This is a genomic window from Microlunatus capsulatus, from assembly GCF_017876495.1.
GTDB classification, from domain to species: domain Bacteria; phylum Actinomycetota; class Actinomycetes; order Propionibacteriales; family Propionibacteriaceae; genus Microlunatus; species Microlunatus capsulatus.
Map to the genome: position 1 here is coordinate 4,215,010 of NZ_JAGIOB010000001.1, position 16,247 is coordinate 4,231,256.

Consider the following 16,247-nt stretch of genomic DNA (forward strand, 5'->3'; position numbering starts at 1 on the left):
GCAGACGACGGTTGACTCCGGTGGGATGCTGGATCCGGAAGCACCCACCGTCGTCCGAGGGATTGATGTGACCAGCGACACCCGTCCGGTCAAGGAGAGCAGGCTCGCCCGGGCCCTGCGCCGGCTCGCCTCCTCCAACGCGGAGCTCGAGTCGGAGGAGCTGCAGCAGCAGGTCCGCGACGAGGGCGCCGTCCCCATCCAGACCTGCGAGGACCGCCAGCAGGTGGCCCTCACCGGCACCGTGGCCACCGTCACCATCACCCCGCGCGGCGGGCACCCGGCCCTCGAGGTCGAGCTGCGCGACGGGTCCGGCGCGGTGACGCTGCTGTGGCTGGGTCGTCGGCAGATCCCGGGCATCGACCCGGGCCGCACCATCAAGGTGTGGGGCCGGATCAGCTGCCACGAGGGCCGCCGGCTGATGTACAACCCCCGCTACGAGCTCTTCTGCACCCAGCGCAGCTGAGGGTGCCCCGCACCGCGGCGACCCGCCGGGCACCCCGTGGCTGAGCGGCCCGACGACCGGGCCCTGACCGCCGCCGACGCCTCGTCCGGGACGCCCCTGAGCCCGGGCGCCGCACCACCCCCCCGCTACGTCGAGGAGCTGGTGCGGGCCGAGCTGGGCCGCACCCTCGGCGGGGCCCGCGGGATGGTCGAGTCGGCCCTGCCGTTCGTCGCCTTCACGATCGCCTGGGTGCTCACCCGGCAGCTGTACCCGGCGCTGGGCGCCGCCTTCGCCGTCGCCCTGGTGGCGGCTGTCGTGCGGCTGGTCCAGCGCCAGTCCGTGCGCTTCGTCCTGCAGGCGGTGGTGCCGACGGCGATCGCCGCCCTGGTCGCCACCCGCACCGGCCGGGCCGAGGACGTCTTCCTGCCGGGCATCCTCTACAACGGGGCCCTGGCGCTGGTCTCGGTGCTCACCATCGCCGTCCGCCGCCCGCTGGTGGGCTACCTCGTCGGCACCGCGCTCTCGGACCCGACGGGGTGGGTCCGCGACCGCGGCCTGGTGGCGCTCAGCTCGAAGCTGACAGCGGTGCTGGCCGTGCCCTACCTGCTGCGCTTCGTCGTCCAGCTGCCGCTGTTCCTCACCGGCCAGGTCGTCTGGCTCGGCGTGGCCAAGGTCGTCCTCGGCTGGCCCCTGCTGGTCGCCGCCCTGTTCGTCATGGGCCTGCTGCTCTCCCGCGGACGGACCCCGGTGGACCCGGCCGCGCCCCGCCCCGACCCCGCCTGAGCGGGGCCCCTCAGCTCAGGGCTGACCGCCGCCGGCGACCACGGCCCCGAACCGGTCCGCCCCGTCCGCCGGCACGCCGCCGGCCCCCGGCACCCAGGCGCGCGGTCCGGCGCCGGCGCTGCCGCCGAGCGACAGCACGTCGACGACGCCCGTGCCGCCCGTCGTCTCGCGCGGCACCCCGACCAGCAGGGCCTGCTCGGTGGGACCCGTCACGACGGCGACGGAGGTGCCGAACCGGTCGCCCGCCTGCGGCGTCCCCGGCACGCCGGGGCTGGCCTGCGTCCAGCTGGTGTCCGCCGCGGGGTCCGCCACCGGGAGGACCTGGACCAGGCCCGTGTCGGCGGCGGCGCCGTCCTCGCCCGGCACCCCGACCACCAGCCGGGTGCCCGGCACGCCCGCCGCCGGCGCGGCCAGGGCCACCTGCTCCCCGAACCGGTCACCGGCCTCGGCCGCGCCGGCGACGCCGGCGGTGTCCTGGCTCAGCGAGGCCCCCGGCACCAGGTCCGCCCCCGAGCGGAAGAGCTGGACGGCGCCCGCGTCGGCGGCCCGGCCCACGTCCTCGCGCGGCACCCCGACGGCGAGCCGGGTCGTGGAGCCGGTCCGGACGGCGTCGAGGGCGGACCCGAACCGGTCGCCGGCCTCCGGGGCGCCGGGCACGCCGGGGGAGCCCTGGTCCAGGCCCGTGCCGGTCGGCTCGTCGTAGAGCGAGGCGAGCACGGTGAGGGCCCCGGCGTCGGCGAGCGCGCCGACGTCCTCGCCGGGGGAGCCGACGACGGCGTCGACGGTCCCGTCGCCCACCAGCTGGCCCAGCGCCACCGACGAGCCGAACCGGTCGCCCGCCTCGGCCGCGCCCGCGATGCCGGGGCTGGCCTGGGTGACGCCCATCGCCATCGTGCCCCCGTCGTTGGCGACCACGAAGCCGGCCCAGCCCGCGTCGGCGGCCCCGCCGACGTCCCAGCCCGGGGCGCCGACGGCGAGGGCGAAGGCGTCCGGGGCGGGCGTGCCGCCCTGGCCGACGTCCTCGAGCGCGTCGACGGCGCTGCCCAGCCGGTCACCGGCGTGCACCGGGTAGCCGAAGGCGTCGTGGCCGAAGGTCCGCGCGACCAGGCCGGCGCCGAGGCCGCCCGGGTCGCCCCAGACCACCTGGACCAGGCCCGCGTCCGCGGCGCTGCCGACGTCCTCCCCCGGGGTGCCGACCACCAGGTCCGTGTACCCGTCGCAGTCGAGGTCGGCGGTGGCGAGGGCGGCGCCGAACCGGTCGTCGACCTCGGCGGAGCCGAGGACGGAGCCGGTGCCCTGGCGGACGGTGCCGCGGGCGCCCTCGCCGACCCGGGCGTCGGCGTCGCCGTAGAGCACGACGACCCGGCCGGCCCGCACGGCGCCCGCGACGGTGGCGTCGGGGTCGGCGACGGCGGCGTCGGCCCGGCCGTCCCCGTTGAAGTCGGAGGCGACGCCCGGCGCGCAGCCCTCGGCGTCGGCCGAGGCCGCGGGGGCCAGCAGGGCGGTCAGGGGCAGGGCGAGCAGGGTGCCGACGGCGAGGGCGGCGAGCGGACGGTGCACGGAGGTCTCCTGGGGTGAGGTGGTGCCCCTCAGGAGCACCGCGGCGCCCGGCCGATACCTCCCCGTGGCCGCGGTAGCGTCGGGCCGTGACCGCCCCCAGCCCCGCTCCGGCCTGCCCCTGCGGCAGCGGGACGCCCTACGCGGGCTGCTGCGAGCCGCTGCACGACAACCGGGTGCCGGCGGCGACGGCCGAGCAGCTGATGCGCTCCCGCTACGCCGCCTACGCCCTCGGACGGCTGGACCACGTGCTGCGCACCTGGCACCCGCGCACCCGTCCGCACGAGCTGGGCGACGTCCCCGGGCTCACCTGGACCGGGCTGCAGGTGCTGGCCACCGAGGCCGGCGGTCCCGACGACGACGGGGGCGTGGTGGAGTTCAGGGCCTCCTGGTCCGCGCCCGAGGGCACCGGCGCCCAGCACGAGCGCAGCCGCTTCGCCCGTCGCGCCGGGCGCTGGTTCTACCTCGACGGCGAGGTCGGGGAGGACGGGGACGGGCCTGCCGGCTAGATCGTGCCGACCCGCGGGGCGCCGGTGGCCAGGTTGGCCACGGCGATGTCGCCGCGCCGCGGGGAGAGCATGTCGGCCAGCTGCCGCTCGTAGTCCTGGGCGGTGACGAAGAGCAGCTCGTCGGCCGTCTCCAGGGTGCCGTCGCTGTCGGGCGCCTGCGCGTGCCCGTCGCGGATGACGGCCACCAGGACGACGTCACCGGGCCAGGTCAGGTCGCCGATCCGCCGGCCGACGCAGGGGCTGTCGGCGGGCAGGGTCATCTCGACGAGGTTCGCCGCGCCCTCGTGGAAGGTCAGCAGCCGGACCAGGTCGCCGACGGTGACCGCCTCCTCGACCAGGGCCGACATCAGCCGGGGGGTGGAGACGGCGACGTCGACGCCCCAGACCTCGTTGAACAGCCACTCGTTCTTCGGGTGGTTGACCCGGCCGACGGTGCGCGGCACCCCGAACTCGGTCTTGCACAGCAGGGACATGACGAGGTTCGCCTTGTCGTCCCCGGTCGCGGCGATGGCGACGTCGCAGCTGTCGAGGCCCGCCTCCTCCAGCGAGGACAGCTCGCAGGCGTCGGCCAGCAGCCACTCCGCCTCGGGCAGGGTGTCGGACTTGATGGCCCGGGGGTTCTTCTCGATGAGGAGCACCTCGTGCCCGTTCTCGACGAGCTCGGCGGCGATGGAACGGCCGACGTTGCCGGCTCCGGCGATGGCCACCCGCATGGTCAGTCCTCTCGGGTCGGGGTGCGTGGGGTCGGCGCGCGGCGGGGCCGCGTCAGCCGGCCCGGGTGACGGGCGGGGCGCCCAGGACGGACTCGACCGCCGCCAGCCGCGCGTCCTCGACGGCGGCGTAGGCGAGGTCGCCGTCCTGGAAGACGGTGCGGCTCTTGGGGACGATGCCGCTGCCCAGCCGGAAGAGGAAGGGGATCCGCGCGCCCGTCGCCTCCTCCAGCTGCTCGACGGTGCGGCCGACCCAGGCCCGGTCGACGTGCACCTCCATCAGCCGGACGGACCCGGACGGGTCGCGCCAGTGCGGCTCGGAGCCCGCGGGCAGCAGCCGCCGCAGCACCTGGTCGGCGGTCCAGCGGACCGTCGCGACGGTGGGGATGCCCAGCCGCTCGTAGACCTCGGCGCGTCCCGGGTCGTAGATGCGGGCGACGACGTTCGACACGTCGAAGGTCTCGCGCACCACCCGGGCCGAGAGGATGTTGGAGTTGTCGCCGCTGGACACCGCGGCGAAGCCGTCGGCCCCCTCGATGCCCGCGTCCAGCAGCACCTCGCGGTCGAAGCCCACGCCCTTGACGGTCCGGCCGGCGAAGTCGGGGCCCAGCCGGCGGAAGGCGTCCACGTCGATGTCGACGACGGCGACGGTGTGCCCCCGCTTCTCCAGGCTCCGGGCCAGGCTGGAGCCGACCCGGCCGCAGCCCATGATCACGATGTGCACCCTCGGGAGTCTAGGAGCACGAGGGCCCCGTCGTCGTGCGGCCGTCCACGGGGGCGGGGCGCGCCGTGCTGGGCGCGCGTCCGGCGGCGGAGCGATTAGGCTCCCCAGACGTGGCCACCCTGTCCGACATCAGCAAGCGCCTGCTGGTCGGGCGGAAGCTCCGCAGCAGCCAGATGGGCGAGACCCTGCTGCCCAAGCGGATCGCCCTGCCCGTCTTCGCCTCCGACGCCCTCTCCTCGGTCGCCTACGCCCCCGACGAGATCCTGCTGACCCTGTCGCTGGCCGGCCTGGCGGCCTACGCGTTCTCCTGGAAGATCGCCATCGCGGTCGCCGTGGTGATGCTCGTGGTCGTCGCGTCCTACCGGCAGAACGTGCACGCCTACCCCTCCGGCGGCGGGGACTACGAGGTGGCGACGGTCAACCTCGGCCCCAACGCCGGCCTGACGGTGGGCAGCGCGCTGATGGTCGACTACGTCCTCACCGTGGCGGTGTCCATCTCCTCCGGGGTGCAGAACGCGAAGTCGGTGCCGCTGCTGCACTTCCTCGACGGCCACGAGGCCCTGGCCGCCTCGGTGGCGGTCGTCGTGCTGATGGCGCTCAACCTGCGCGGGGTTCGGGAGTCCGGGGCGGTGTTCGCCGTGCCGACGTACTGCTTCATGTTCGGCGTGCTGGCGATGGTGGCCTACGGGCTGTTCCGGATCCTCGTGCTGGGCGAGCCGCTGCAGGCCGAGAGCGCCAAGTTCGGCATCGAGCCCGACCCGCAGTACTCCGCGCTCACCGGCCTGGCGCTGGTGGCGCTGCTGGCCCGCACCTTCTCCTCCGGCTGCGCGGCGCTGACCGGCGTCGAGGCGATCTCCAACGGCGTCCCGGCGTTCCGGCAGCCGAAGAGCAAGAACGCGGCGACGACGCTGCTGCTGCTCGGCACCGTCGCCATCACCATGCTGATCGGCGTCGTGGTGCTGGCCCGGATGACCGGGGTCAAGCTGATCGACGCCGGCCGCTCGTACTACACCCTGGACGGCCAGCGGGTCGATGTCATCGAGAAGACCGGCATCGCCCAGCTCGCCGACGTCGTGTTCTCCGACTTCCGACCGGGCTTCTACTTCGTCATCGCCGCGACCTTCATCATCTTGTTCCTGGCCGCGAACACCGCGTTCAACGGCTTCCCGGTGCTGGGCTCGATCCTGGCCAAGGACGGCTACCTGCCCCGCCAGCTGCACACCCGCGGCGACCGGCTGGCCTACAGCAACGGCATCGTCGTCCTGGCCTTCTTCGCCGTCGTCCTGATCGTGGCCTTCCGGGCCGACGTCACGGCCCTCATCCAGCTCTACGTCGTCGGGGTGTTCGTCTCCTTCACCGTCAGCCAGCTGGGGATGCTGCGGCACTGGACCCGGCTGCTGCGGACCGAGACGGTCCCGGCGGCCCGGGCACGGATGCGCCGCTCGCGGGTCATCAACGGCATCGGCCTCAGCATGACCGGCACCGTGCTCGTCATCGTGCTGCTGAGCAAGTTCACCCAGGGCGCCTACATCGCCATCATCGCCATGGGCGCGATCTTCCTGCTGATGAAGGGCATCCGCCGCCACTACCAGCGGGTCTCGGAGGAGACCGCGCTGGTGGAGGGCGAGGACCGGACGCTGCCCAGCCGGGTCCGGGCCATCGTCCTGGTCTCCAAGCTGCACAAGCCGACGCTGCGGGCCCTGGCCTTCGCCAAGGCCGCCCGGCCCAGCACGTTGGAGGCGCTGACCGTCGACGTCGACGAGGAGGAGACGGCCCGGCTGGTGAACGCCTGGGAGGACGCCGGCATCGCCACCCCGCTCAAGGTCGTCGCCTCGCCCTACCGCGAGGTGACCAACCCGATCCTCGAGTACGTCCGCAACGTCCGCTCCGAGAGCCCGCGCGACGTCGTCACCGTCTACATCCCCGAGTACGTCGTCGGCCACTGGTGGGAGCAGATCCTGCACAACCAGAGCGCCCTGCGCCTCAAGGGCCGGCTGCTGTTCACCCCCGGCGTCATGGTGACGTCGGTGCCCTACCTGCTCGAGTCCTCCGGCAAGGCCAAGGAGCGGCTGGAGCGGGAGACGCTCGCCGACAACGCCCGCCGGTCGCTGCGCGGATGAGCGCCCCGACCCCCGACCTGCTGGGACCCGTCGAGGTCGGTCCCGTCGCCCACGGCGGGCACTGCGTGGCCCGGCTGCCGCTGCCCGGGGAGCCCGAGGGCTCCGGCGGCGGCCGCGTCGTCTTCGTCCGGCACGCGCTGCCGGGGGAGCGGGTGCTGCTGCGGGTGACCGACGACAGCCACGCGAAGTTCTGGCGAGCCGACGCCGTCGAGGTGCTCCGGGCCAGCCCGGACCGGGTGGAGCCGCCCTGCCCGGTGGCCCGGCCGGGCCTGTGCGGCGGCTGCGACTTCCAGCACGTCGACCTGGCGGCCCAGCGGCGGCTCAAGACCGCCGTCGTCGCCGAGCAGCTGCAGCGCCTCGCCGGCATCGACTGGGACGGCGAGGTGGTCGGCGTCGACACCCCGGCCACGGCCGACGGTCTGCACTGGCGCACCCGGATGCGCTACCAGGTCGACGACGACGGCCGGGCCGGGCTGCGCGCCCACCGCTCGCACGCCGTCGTGCCGCTGCCCGACGGCGGCTGCCCCATCGCCTCCACCGCGACCCCCGCCGTCGAGGGGACGACGTGGCCGGCCGGCGCCGAGCTGGTCGCCGTGGCCGCCGCGGACGGGCCCGCCCTGCTGGTCGACGGCCGGCTCCGCGAGGGCCGCCCGGCCGTCGTCGAGCAGGCGGCCGACCGGCGCTGGGAGGTCGCCGCCGACGGCTTCTGGCAGGTGCACCCCGCCGCCGCCGACACCCTGGTCGAGGCCGTCTTGGAGGGCCTGGCCCCCCGCGCCGGGGAGCGGGCCTTCGACCTCTACTGCGGGGTCGGCCTGTTCGCCGGCGCCCTGGCCGCCGCCGGCTGCCGGGTCTGGGGCCTCGAGGCCGGCCACCAGGCCGTGCTGGCCGCCCGTCGCAACCTCGAGGAGTTCGGCGACCGCGTGCGGCTGCGGGCGGACCGGGTCGAGCGCGGGCTGGCGAAGTTGCCGCCGCGGGCCGACCTCGTCGTCCTGGACCCGCCGCGCAGCGGGGCCGGCAAGCAGGTGGTGGCCGCGCTGCTGGAGCGCCGGCCGCGCGCGGTGGCCTACGTCGCCTGCGACCCGGCCGCGCTGGCGCGGGACCTCGCCACCGCGGCCCGGCACGGCTACGAGGCCACCAGCATCCGGGGCTTCGACCTGTTCCCGATGACCCAGCACGTGGAGTGCGTGGCGGTCCTGCGACCCGCGGGCTAGCTGCCCCGGGGGGCGGCTAGCATCGACCCGGTCGTCGCGGTGGCGGGGACGACGGCCGGGCGCGCGCCCGCCGTCGAGCAGCGCGAGGAGCGTCGATGGTGTCCAGGTCGCGGGTCCCGCGCTCGCTCGGGGTCGGTCTGGCGACCGCCTTCCTCGCCTCGGGCGTGCTGACCGCCTGCAGCAGCGAGCCGGAGACGTACACCGAGGACGTCTACTGCGCCACCGAGGACGGCACGATCATCGACGAGAAGTACTGCGACGACGAGCGCTCGGGCGGCTTCGGCGGCGGCTTCATCTGGATCGGCGCCTTCGGCGGCGGCTGGGGCCCGGGGTACCGGCTCCCCGTCGGCCAGCGGACGGCGAGCATGCCCTACAACGACGCGGCGGCCCGTCAGCGCGCCGGCCTGCCGGCCACCGGCCGGGTCACCGGCAGCGGCGGGCTGGGCGGCAAGGTCACCAAGACCCGCACCTCCAAGGGCGGCGGCTTCGGCGGCTCGTCCAAAGGCGGGAGCAGCAGCTGATGGAGCGTCGTCCCAGCGGCGTCGTCCGCGAGAACTGGCCCGAGGTCGTCACCGACGAGGGCCTCACCTACTGGCAGACCCTGCTGCCCGACGGCAGCACCCGCTCGTACTGGAGCGAGAGCGCGCACTACGCCTTCAGCGCCGCCGAGGTCGACCAGATGCACGCCGACCTGAAGACGCTGATGGACATGTTCGTCACGGCCGGGGACTTCATCCTGGCCCACCCCGAGCTGATGGACCGGATGGGCATCCCGGCGTTCGCCCGGCTGGAGATCGCCCGCAGCTGGGACCGCCGCGACGCCGAGGGCGAGCCGGTCGACTGGGGCAGCGTCTACGGCCGCATCGACGCCGTGTACGGCGGCAACCGCTTCCTGGACCTGACCACCACCGACGCCCAGGACGCCGTCGACGAGGCGCTCGGCCGGATCCGGCTCTACGAGTTCAACGCGGACACCCCGACGTCGCTGCTGGAGACCGCGATCGTCCAGTGGAGCTGGTTCGAGTCGACGAAGCAGGGCGAGGACCAGTGGAACGGCGTCTTCGAGATGCTGGTGGACGCGTGGAGGCGCAACCTCGCCCACGCCGAGCGCGAGCTGGGCCGCAAGCCCGTCGTCTACTTCGCCTGCACCTGGTACGACAACCTGCTGCCCGAGTTCGTCGACGCCGTGCCGGAGGACCAGCGGGCCGAGATCCGCGTCGAGGACTGCTCCTACGAGGACCTGCAGAACCTGCGCGTCATGCAGGAGACCTGCCGCCAGGCGGGTTATGAGACCCAGTGGCTCTACGTCGAGCAGATCCACCTCGGCGCCGACGGCCGGTTCTACGACGGCCGCTTCCCCGATGGCGAGCAGCGCCACCTCGACGTCGTGTTCAAGCTGCACGCCTGGGAGCACATCTGCGCCGAGCCGTTCGGCGAGGCCGTCTTCGAGGACATGGCGAAGCCGGGCGGCACGATCTGGGTCGAGCCGCCCTACAAGATGCTGTGGTCGAACAAGGGCCTGCTGCCGGTGCTGTGGCAGCTGTTCGGCCGCGACGCCGAGCGCAGCAAGCTGCTGATCCCGGCGTGGTTCGACGGCGAGCAGCCCGACGGCCTGACCAGCTACGTCCGCAAGCCGCTGCTGGGCCGCGAGGGCGCCAACGTCACCGTCGTCGTCGACGGCGAGACGGTGCTGAGCACCCCCGGCCCCTACGGCGACCAGCCCTGCGTCGTCCAGGCCTACGCCCCGCCGCCGGACTTCGTCGGCTTCGAGGGCGACAACTACCCGACGCTGGGGCTCTGGTACGTCGACGGCGAGCCGGCCGGCCTCGACGTCCGGGAGAGCTCGACCGTCGTGGTCGACAACCTCAGCGTGTTCGTGCCGCACGTCATCCGGGGCTGAGCGCCCGTCCCGCGTCCGAGGAGGGCTCGTGCTCGACTACCTGCAAGGCGTCCTGGCCAACTCGCCCCCGGCGGCGGCCAGCCTGCTGCTGACCCTGGCGGCCGGCGGGGTGCTCTGGTTCGTCCAGAACCTGCTGACCCGCTTCGACGACCACCAGGTGCTGTTCCGCGACGGCAACGTCGCCTACCTCCTGCAGCGCACCGCCCTGCTGCTGGGCTTCGGCGTGGCCGCGCTGCCGACGGCGACCCGGGGCCCCGACGACCTGCCCTGGTCGCGGCTCGTCGGCGAGGCCTCCGAGCTGGTGTGGGTCGTCGCCGCCTTCCTGGCCGTCCGCTACGTCGTCGGCTTCGTGCTGGTGCAGCGGGTGGCCGACGACGAGGAGCTGCTGGGCGGCAACGTCGCCCTCGGCGTCGTCGAGGCCGGCTTCTACCTGGGCTTCGGCTTCATCCTCAACGGCTCGCTGACCGGGGCGTCCCCGACGGTGGCGCTGGGGCTGGCCAGCACCGTGGTCTTCGGGGTCCTGGGGCTGGCGCTGGTGGTCGGGGTGTTCTGGCTGCACGAGGCGGTGACGCCGTGGAGCATCCGCGAGCAGGTCCGGGCGGGCGGGCTGACGGCGGCGTTCGAGGCGGCCGGCGTGCTGGTCGCGGTGGGCGTCGTCGTCCGCGAGGGCGTGGCGGGCGACTTCACCGGCTGGGCGATCGGCTTCGAGGCCTTCACCGTCACCGCCGTCGTCGCCGTGGCCACGCTGTACCTGTTCCGCTGGCTGGCCAACCGGCTGCTGCTGCGCGGGCTCACCATCGGCACCGTGCAGCGCGAGCACCGGGTGGTCGCGTCGGCGTTCAGCGCCGTCGTCATGGTGGTCGTCGCCGTGCTCGTCGCCGCTGTGGTCCGCACCCAGCTCTGAGCCCGGGCCTGGACCTGTCAGACGCCTGGTGACCCAGGGGTCAACTCACGTCTGACAACTCGGCCCGGAGCCGCGGTCAGACGCCCGTCGGGAGGTGGCGGGCCCACCAGTCGAGGATCGCCTCGAAGCGCTGCAGGCGGTGCCGGGGGCGGCCGGAGCGGCTCAGCTCGTGGTCCTCGCCGGGGAAGACCAGCAGCTCGGTCGGCACGCCGGCCTCGACCAGGCCGAGGTGGTAGCGCTGCGCCTGCGAGAGCGGGCAGCGCAGGTCGTCCTCGGAGTGGACCACCAGCGTCGGCGTGCGGACCTGGTGGACGAGCGCCTGCGGGCTCTGCCGGCGACGCTGCTCGGGGTCCGCGCCGGTGTACTGCTGGGCGAAGTAGGTGCCGATGTCGGAGGTGCCGATGAACAGCTCGGGGTCGAGGAAGCCGCGCTCGACGACGGCGCCGGCGAAGCGGTGGTCGTGCGCGGTCACCCACGCCGTCAGGTAGCCGCCGTAGGAGCCGCCCAGCACGCCGACCCGCTCCGGGTCCAGCGTCGGGTGGCCGGCCAGCGCGCCGTCCAGCAGGTCGAGCGCGTCGGCGAGGTCGACGGTGCCCATCCGGCCGGCGATGGCGCGGGCGAACTCCTCGCCGTAGCCGGCGGCGCCGCGCGGGTTGCCCATCACGACCCCGTAACCGGCGGCGGCGTAGACCTGGGCCTCGTCGAACAGCGAGCCGGTGTACTGGGCGTGCGGCCCGCCGTGGATGAGCAGCAGCGTCGGGTGCGGGCCGGGGCCGGGCGGCACCAGGACCCAGCCGTGCACCTGCTGCCCGTCGCGGGTCGGCACGAGCACCTCCTCCGGCGTGACGACGCCGCGCTCGCGCAGCGGGGCGGAGAAGTCGGTGAGCCGGCGCAGTCCGTCGGGCTCGACGACGGCGACGTCGCCGGCGGACCCGGGGTCGGCCAGGGCGACGACGACGACCCCTCCCGCGGCAGCGACGCCCTCCACCTCGACGGGTCCGTCGGTCAGCCGCTCGGTCCGGTCGTCGGGGTGCACGCGCAGCAGCTGGACGGTGCCGCGCTCGAGCCGGGTGACCAGCACCGCGTCGCCGTCGAGGACCAGCGGGGACCCGCTGAGGTCCTCGGTGGCCGGGTCGGTGAGCCGCCGGGGCGGGCCGTCGCCGGTCAGCACGTGCAGGGCGGTGCCCCGGCCGACGAAGTCGACCGCGTCTGGGCCCAGCTCCTGGGCCAGCACGACGCAGGTCCCGTCGGCGCGCTCGCGGGCGTCGCCGACGTAGAGGCCGTCGGCCGGTCCGGTGGGCGTGGTGACCTCGGAGACCGTGCCGTCCGGGCCGAGGGTCAGCCGGCGCAGGGCCCGCCGCAGGGCCGGGCTGGTGCCGTCGTGCTCGGTCACCACGACGGTGACCGTGCGGGCGTCGGCGCCGAAGCGCGGGTGGTCGTGGTCGGCGTCCTCGGTGGTCAGCCGGACCGGCGTCGGGACGGCCGGCCGGGGCTCGGGGTGCGGGTCCTCCGCCGAGGGCGCGGCCGCGACGGGCGGCTCGGCGTCCACGTCGGGCACGTCGACGAGGAAGGCGTGCGCCCGCCGGTCGGTCACCCAGCCGACGCCGTTGGCCAGGTAGCGGGTGGTGGTGAGCCGCCGCGCCGGCTCGGCGCCGGGCGGCAGGTCCTCGACCGTCCCGTAGCGGCCGGGCTCGGGCACCCGGGCGAGGAAGACGAGGCGGGCGCCGTCGGGCGACCAGTCGAACTGGGTGACGCCGAGCGGTGCGTCGGTGAGCGGCACCGGCTCGCCACCGGCCGCGCGGACGACGTGCAGCTGGGCGGGCGCGCCCGGGCCGGCGCGGAGGAAGGCCAGCAGGGCGCCGTCGGGGGAGAGCTGCGGGGCGGTGTCGCGGAACCCGCGGGTCAGCCGCCGGGGCGGGGCCGAGCCGTCGGTCGGGACGGCCCAGAGCTGGCCGACGGTGGCGTCGGCCCGCAGGTCGGGCCGGGTGACGGCCACGACGGCCGTCCCGCCGTCGGGGCTCAGGGTGGGCGGGGAGACGGTGCGCAGCAGGGGGAGGTCGCTCGGCTTCACCGCTCGAGCGTAGGCAGCGGTCGAGGCGGGACGGCCCCGCGGGGCCGGTTAGGCGACCCTGTCCTGGCGCGCGGCGGGGCGATGGGGGAGGCTGCTGGGAGCGCCCCGGGCCGTGCGCCGTTCCCGGTCGTGGGCCGAGGTGCGCTAGAGTATCTTGACGTCAAGATACTTTCGGTTCGACTTCAGGAGACAGCTGATGAGCGTGAACAGTTTCGGGGCCCAGGCCGCGTTGCCCGTCGGGGACGAGTCCTACGAGATCTTCCGGCTCGACGCCGTCGAGGGTTCCGAGAAGCTCCCCTACAGCCTCAAGATCCTGCTGGAGAACCTCCTGCGGACCGAGGACGGCGCGAACATCACCGCCGACCACATCCGCGGCCTGGCGCAGTGGGACCCCACGGCCCAGCCGAGCCACGAGATCCAGTTCACCCCCGCCCGGGTGATCATGCAGGACTTCACCGGCGTCCCCTGCGTCGTCGACCTCGCGACCATGCGCGAGGCCATGGCCGACCTGGGCGGCGACGCCACCAAGATCAACCCGCTGGCCCCGGCCGAGCTGGTCATCGACCACTCCGTCATCGCCGACGTCTTCGGCACCGCCGACGCGTTCACCAGGAACGTCGAGATCGAGTACGGCCGCAACCGCGAGCGCTACCAGTTCCTGCGCTGGGGCCAGACCGCGTTCGACGACTTCAAGGTCGTCCCGCCCGGCACCGGCATCGTCCACCAGGTCAACATCGAGCACCTGGCCCGCGTCATCTTCACCCGGAACGGCCAGGCCTACCCCGACACCTGCGTCGGCACCGACTCCCACACCACGATGGTCAACGGCCTGGGCGTCGTCGGCTGGGGCGTGGGCGGCATCGAGGCCGAGGCGGCCATGCTGGGCCAGCCCGTCTCCATGCTCATCCCGCGGGTCGTGGGCTTCAAGCTCTCCGGCGCGATGCCCGAGGGCGCGACGGCCACCGATCTGGTGCTGACCATCACCGAGATGCTCCGCCAGCACAAGGTGGTCGGCAAGTTCGTCGAGTTCTACGGGCCCGGCGTCTCCGCCGTCCCGCTGGCCAACCGCGCCACCATCGGCAACATGAGCCCGGAGTACGGCTCGACCATCGCCGTCTTCCCGATCGACTCGAAGACCACCGACTACCTGCGGCTGACCGGGCGCGACGAGCACCAGATCGCCCTCGTCGAGGCCTACGCCAAGACCCAGGGCCTGTGGCACGACGACGACCGCGAGCCGCAGTACTCCGAGTACCTCGAGCTGGACCTGTCCACCGTCGTGCCGAGCATCGCCGGCCCGAAGCGCCCGCAGGACCGCGTGGTGCTGTCGCACGCCAAGCAGGGCTTCCGCGAGGCCCTCGGCGCCTACGTCGAGGACGACCAGGTCGCCCCCGGCCGGGCCGACGCCGACCGCCGGATCGACGACGCCCCGGTGCTCACCGGCGTCGACGAGGCCTCGGCCGAGAGCTTCCCGGCCTCGGACTCCCCGAGCCACTCCGGTGAGGAGTCGACGGACCCGCACGAGTTCGGCGAGGGCGTCGCCGCCGACATCGGCCGGCCGTCGAAGCCGACCCGGGTCACCCTCGAGGACGGCAGCTCCTTCGAGCTCGACCACGGCGCGGTGACCATCGCCTCGATCACCTCCTGCACCAACACCTCGAACCCGAGCGTCATGATCGGCGCGGCGCTGGTGGCGAAGAAGGCCGTCGAGCGCGGGCTGAGCCGCAAGCCCTGGGTCAAGACGACGCTGGCGCCGGGCTCCAAGGTCGTCACCGACTACTACGACCGCTCGGGCCTGACGCCGTACCTGGACAAGATCGGCTTCAACCTCGTCGGCTACGGCTGCACCACCTGCATCGGCAACTCCGGCCCGCTGATCCCCGAGGTCAGCGCCGCCGTCAACGAGTCCGACCTCGCCGTCGTCTCGGTGCTCTCGGGCAACCGGAACTTCGAGGGCCGGATCAACCCGGACATCAAGATGAACTACCTCGCCTCGCCGCCGCTCGTGGTCGCCTACGCGCTGGCCGGGACGATGGACATCGACCTGATGAACGACCCGCTGGGCACCGACGAGCAGGGCCAGCCGGTCTACCTGCGCGACGTGTGGCCGACCGAGGCCGAGATCGACGAGATCGTGGCCTCGGCCATCGGCTCGGAGATGTTCACCGAGTCCTACGCCGACGTCTTCGCCGGCGACGCGCAGTGGCAGGCGCTGCCCACGCCCGAGGGCCAGGTCTTCGAGTGGGACGCCGACTCCACCTACGTGCGGAAGCCCCCGTACTTCGACGGCATGCCGGCCGAGCCGGTCCCGGTGACCGACATCAGCGGCGCCCGCGTGCTGCTGAAGCTGGGCGACTCCATCACCACCGACCACATCAGCCCGGCCGGCTCGATCAAGGCCGACAGCCCGGCGGGGACCTACCTCACCGAGCACGGCGTGCCGCGCGGGGAGTTCAACTCCTACGGCTCCCGCCGCGGCAACCACGAGGTGATGATCCGCGGCACCTTCGCCAACATCCGGCTGCGCAACCAGCTGGCGCCGGGCACCGAGGGCGGCTTCACCCGCGACTTCACGCTGCCTGACGCCCCCGTGAGCACCATCTACGAGGCCTCCGAGCACTACCTGGCCGCCGGGACGCCGCTGGTGATCCTGTGCGGCAAGGAGTACGGCTCGGGCTCCTCGCGCGACTGGGCGGCCAAGGGCACGGCGCTGCTCGGGGTGAAGGCGGTCATCGCCGAGTCCTACGAGCGGATCCACCGCTCCAACCTCATCGGCATGGGCGTCCTCCCGCTGCAGTTCCCCGAGGGCCAGAGCGTCGAGTCGCTGGGGCTGACGGGGGAGGAGACGATCGAGATCACCGGCGTCACCGCCCTCAACGACGGCACGACCCCGCAGACGGTCACCGTCCAGGCCGGCGACGTCACCTTCGAGGCCGTCGTCCGGATCGACACCCCCGGTGAGGCGGACTACTACCGCAACGGCGGGATCATGCAGTACGTCCTGCGCTCGCTGCTGAAGAAGTAGTCACCGCCGCTCCGCTGCCGGAGCCCGCACCTCCGCTAGCTGAGCCTGTCGAAGGCCCTTCGACAGGCTCAGGGCGCGGGGTGAGGCTCAGGGCGTGGGGTGGGCTCAGGTGCGGAAAAGGGTCCGCTGCCTGAGCCTGTCGAAGGCCCCTGGACAGGCGCGGACAGGCGCGGGGCCGTTAGCGGGCGACGGGCCCGGGTACGGCCCTCTCGTGGACCACGCGCAGCGCAGCACCGTCGAGACCGAGCCGGCCGACCTGGGGGCGTCGGAGGGGGAGAGCGCCCCGCCGCC

At 74.1% G+C, this 16,247-nt stretch carries 13 protein-coding genes; 9 read left to right on the top strand and 4 right to left on the bottom strand.

The window, feature by feature from the left end; genetic code table 11:
• The first annotated feature begins 67 nt into the window (after positions 1-67).
• Complete coding sequence (locus tag JOF54_RS19550; RefSeq protein ID WP_210058957.1) at positions 68-463, top strand: OB-fold nucleic acid binding domain-containing protein; 396 nt, start codon at positions 68-70, stop codon at positions 461-463.
• Positions 464-499: 36 nt separating this feature from the next.
• Positions 500-1,225, top strand: a complete 726-nt coding sequence (locus tag JOF54_RS19555) for a DUF3159 domain-containing protein (RefSeq protein ID WP_307804406.1) — start codon at positions 500-502, stop codon at positions 1,223-1,225.
• 15 nt (positions 1,226-1,240) lie between these two features.
• On the opposite strand, the gene JOF54_RS19560 is transcribed toward JOF54_RS19555, so the two are convergent.
• Positions 1,241-2,785, bottom strand: coding sequence for an FG-GAP repeat protein (locus JOF54_RS19560; RefSeq protein ID WP_210058969.1), 1,545 nt, complete (start codon positions 2,783-2,785; stop codon positions 1,241-1,243).
• An 86-nt stretch (positions 2,786-2,871) separates the two neighbouring features.
• On the opposite strand from JOF54_RS19560, the gene JOF54_RS19565 reads away from it, so the two are divergent.
• Positions 2,872-3,291 carry a YchJ family protein gene (locus tag JOF54_RS19565; RefSeq protein WP_307804407.1) on the top strand — a complete coding sequence of 140 codons (420 nt, stop codon included), beginning with the start codon at positions 2,872-2,874 and terminating at the stop codon, positions 3,289-3,291.
• Here JOF54_RS19565 and JOF54_RS19570 read toward each other — a convergent pair.
• Complete coding sequence (locus JOF54_RS19570) at positions 3,288-4,004, bottom strand: potassium channel family protein (RefSeq protein ID WP_210058971.1); 717 nt, start codon at positions 4,002-4,004, stop codon at positions 3,288-3,290. The genes JOF54_RS19565 and JOF54_RS19570 overlap by 4 nt on opposite strands.
• Before the next feature lie 52 nt (positions 4,005-4,056).
• The gene (locus JOF54_RS19575; protein ID WP_210058974.1) at positions 4,057-4,725 is read right to left on the bottom strand and encodes a potassium channel family protein; all 669 of its coding nucleotides are present in this window, start codon (positions 4,723-4,725) and stop codon (positions 4,057-4,059) included.
• Between the two features lie 173 nt (positions 4,726-4,898).
• On the opposite strand from JOF54_RS19575, the gene JOF54_RS19580 reads away from it, so the two are divergent.
• From JOF54_RS19580 to JOF54_RS22085, 5 genes are all read left to right on the top strand, one after another.
• Entirely contained in the window at positions 4,899-6,845 is a 1,947-nt protein-coding gene (locus tag JOF54_RS19580) for an APC family permease (RefSeq protein WP_210059734.1), read from the top strand.
• Positions 6,842-8,056, top strand: coding sequence for a class I SAM-dependent RNA methyltransferase (locus JOF54_RS19585; protein ID WP_210058976.1), 1,215 nt, complete (start codon positions 6,842-6,844; stop codon positions 8,054-8,056). The genes JOF54_RS19580 and JOF54_RS19585 overlap by 4 nt, the downstream gene beginning before the upstream one ends.
• A gap of 95 nt (positions 8,057-8,151) precedes the next feature.
• Positions 8,152-8,577, top strand: a complete 426-nt coding sequence (locus tag JOF54_RS19590; protein WP_210058978.1) for a hypothetical protein — start codon at positions 8,152-8,154, stop codon at positions 8,575-8,577.
• A complete protein-coding gene (locus JOF54_RS19595) occupies positions 8,577-9,956 on the top strand; it encodes a glutathionylspermidine synthase family protein (RefSeq protein WP_210058980.1) in 1,380 nt (459 codons plus the stop codon). Before JOF54_RS19590 ends, JOF54_RS19595 begins: the two co-directional genes overlap by 1 nt.
• A 28-nt stretch (positions 9,957-9,984) precedes the next feature.
• Positions 9,985-10,860: a DUF350 domain-containing protein gene (locus JOF54_RS22085; protein ID WP_210058982.1), complete on the top strand. Its 876-nt coding sequence runs from the start codon at positions 9,985-9,987 to the stop codon at positions 10,858-10,860.
• Positions 10,861-10,936: 76 nt separating this feature from the next.
• On the opposite strand, the gene JOF54_RS22090 is transcribed toward JOF54_RS22085, so the two are convergent.
• The gene (locus JOF54_RS22090; RefSeq protein ID WP_210058984.1) at positions 10,937-12,931 is read right to left on the bottom strand and encodes a S9 family peptidase; all 1,995 of its coding nucleotides are present in this window, start codon (positions 12,929-12,931) and stop codon (positions 10,937-10,939) included.
• A 196-nt stretch (positions 12,932-13,127) separates the two neighbouring features.
• On the opposite strand from JOF54_RS22090, the gene JOF54_RS19610 reads away from it, so the two are divergent.
• Positions 13,128-15,956, top strand: a complete 2,829-nt coding sequence (locus JOF54_RS19610; RefSeq protein ID WP_210058986.1) for an aconitate hydratase — start codon at positions 13,128-13,130, stop codon at positions 15,954-15,956.
• The last annotated feature ends 291 nt before the right edge of the window (positions 15,957-16,247 follow it).